Source organism: Erythrobacter sp. MTPC3, assembly GCF_042854385.1.
Classification (GTDB): domain Bacteria; phylum Pseudomonadota; class Alphaproteobacteria; order Sphingomonadales; family Sphingomonadaceae; genus Erythrobacter.
Window position 1 is genome coordinate 1 of sequence record NZ_BTGP01000028.1, and the last position, 2766, is coordinate 2766.

Here is a 2766-nt window from a genome sequence, read left to right on the forward strand (position 1 = left end):
GTGAATCACATTAGGGCGCTGCTGGGAATCCTGTTTATGGGTCTGGACCCTAGTTAACTCGAATGGTGGCCATCATTCCTGCGGCCTGGTGTTCGAGAATATGGCAATGGAACATCCAGTCGCCCGGGTTGTCCGCTACGAATGCGATCTCGACGCGCTCTTCGGGCGCCATGAGGACGGTGTCCTGCCACTCTTGATATCGTGTCGGCTGTCCATTGCGCGACAAGACGCGGAAACTGTGGCCATGCAGATGGATCGGGTGCCACCACGCAGTCTCATTGGTCATGTCGAGGAGAAGCGTGGTTCCTCGCGCGGCGGAAATAATCGGATCGTGAACATGGCCGCTCGCTGAAACACCGTTGACGGTCCAGCCCATCATTCCTCCGGACATCATTCCCGAACCTCCCATCCGCCCCATCATCATGCCGGAGCCGGTTCGTTGCTCGTTCCTCGCGTCAGAGCCGCTGGCTGTTCGCCCCATCATGCCCATCATCCCGCCACCGAATATGATCCGGTGCCGCTCGGCCGTTGCCAGTTCGGGTTCGGCGAGAGGGTTGGGCGGCAGCGGCGCGGGGTCGGGCAGACGTCTTTCCCTGACCTCTTTGCCCTGACACTCGAATGTGGTGAGTTCGTATTCCAGCCCATCATAGAACACATCGCGCAGTGAATGCCGGGTCCCGGCGGGATAATCGAAATCGACGATCAGATCCGCCCGCATTGCCGGCCCGAGAAGCAGGGGCGCGCTTAGACGGTGAGGCTCGACGGGCTGGCCGTCGAGCGCGACGACCATTGGATCGAGTTCACCGAAATCGAGCCCGAAGATGCGGGCATTGGCAGCGTTCACGAGCCGCAGCCTGATCCGCTCATTCGGCCTCGCGATCAGTGGTGCCGACGGCTTTCCGTTGATAGTGATCGTGTTGCCGATCCGGCCTGCCATCATCGCGTCGTGCCGCCTGCCGAACCCTCCACTTATTTGCCTCTGGTCATTGAGCCTCCAGTCGTCGAGCATCCAGACGAGGTCGCGATCGACCTGCGGCGGATCTGCCTCTTCAATAATGAGCGGTCCGTAGAGGCCGCGACCGACCTGCTCGAAGCTGCGCTGATGGGGATGGTACCAGAAAGTGCCCGCATCCTCCGGCGTAAAGGCATATCTGAACCTTTCGCCGGGCTCCACGGGGGGCTGGGTGAGGTGGGGAACGCCATCCATCGCGTTGGGAACACGAACGCCGTGCCAATGGATGGTTGTTTTTTCCTCCAGAGCGTTTTCCAGCAGGACCTCGAAGGCCTCTCCCTGCCCAAGCCTGAGAGCAGGACCCGGTACCGAGCCATTGTAACCCCACACCGGTATTTGAAAGGCTTTGTCGATAAGTGGCGCGCTGGTCGTTACGGTTTTGAGGACGCGGCGACCGGCGGTTGTGCTGGCACCCACCGGCGTTCTACCTCCGGCTCCCAGAACGGCGGCCAATCCGCCGCCAACGGCCAGAGCACCGGAACCGGCGAGGACCGCGCGGCGCGTCAATCGTGATTCTTTTGATTGCATAGAGAGCATCTCCGCAGCGGCAGATTTAGGTTCGACCCACAATGTAGCCCTTCCCATCATGGGAAGGTCAAGACGGCCCATTGGACATCAGCCGTTAAAGGCACGGAAGACCCCGAAACTTCTCTGTATGAAGGACGCGCAGGCAGGTGCAGGACAATTATCCTCCACCCCGAAATTTCACGCCTAACGTTCGCCGGGTCCAGCGCCGTTTCTCTTGATATGGGTATTCAGAGTTGGCGCTCGGTCCAGGTCCTGTTAGCTTCTTGGCTGCTGCGATTTCTTGGCCAGCTCTTTCCAACGACGGGGGCGTGGCAGCAGCATTGGAACCTTGCGCATATAAGCGCGATACTCGTCGCCAAATTTACGGATCATGCCGCGTTCTTCCTTGCGCGCGAGAAGATAGTAGGCGAGCACGATGACCGGGAAGAGAACGACCGAAAAGATTGTCGGCCAGTGAATGACGCCTTCTCCGAACAGGGCGAGAAACAACCCGGTATACTGCGGGTGCCGTACGAAACGATATAGTCCATCGGTGACAAGCCGTTCGTCGTGACGCGCCCTATAGACCGCGCGCCATCCGTGAATGAACATTCCCACGCCGATGAAGGCTAGCGAGTAGCCTATCAGCATCGAGACAAACATCCCGGTTTCGCCCAGACCCACGAGTGTAGACCACAGATTGGCGCTGACATATTCCCGATCAATCCCGAACGATCGTATGAGAAGGTATACGGTCAAAGGGAAGCCGAACATTTCAGCATAAAGAGCGATTATGAAGGCTTGGACGAGCCCTGCGCCAGTCCATTCCCGCCAGCCGGTTGGCGCGAAATACCGGTAAAAGATCCACGACACGATCACGATCATCACTGCGGCGATACCCCAGGCCATCGGTCATTCTCTCCTGTCTTCGATTCTAGTAAGCCTCGCCCGCCGTTCGCCAGATGGCCGTCTTACCGACCGATCAGTCGTCGCTACGAATTTGCGTTCGATGGAACGGGCAAGAGCAGGCAATCCGTGATCATCCGCCAACAAAGCTTCGAGGGTAATATGCGCCTTCTCATCGTTGGAAGGTCAAGCGCGGCTTTCATCGACCGCAAAAGAGTAGCCTGCGGCGTGGCAACACCACTCCATTCCGGGGTTGATTATCTAATAGAAGAAAGAAGTTCGCCCGGCGCACAGCGTTCTAATCGGCTCAGACCACCCCTTGACCTTCCAACGATGGCAAA

Annotated in this window: 2 protein-coding genes; both read right to left on the reverse strand. The window is 58.5% G+C overall.

What is annotated here, in order from left to right:
- Positions 1 to 49: 49 nt before the first annotated feature.
- Positions 50 to 1540, reverse strand: a complete 1491-nt coding sequence (locus tag ACGHU1_RS16780; protein ID WP_390588845.1) for a multicopper oxidase family protein — start codon at positions 1538 to 1540, stop codon at positions 50 to 52.
- A 255-nt stretch (positions 1541 to 1795) separates the two neighbouring features.
- Complete coding sequence (locus tag ACGHU1_RS16785; RefSeq protein ID WP_160733277.1) at positions 1796 to 2428, reverse strand: isoprenylcysteine carboxylmethyltransferase family protein; 633 nt, start codon at positions 2426 to 2428, stop codon at positions 1796 to 1798.
- Between the last annotated feature and the right edge of the window lie 338 nt (positions 2429 to 2766).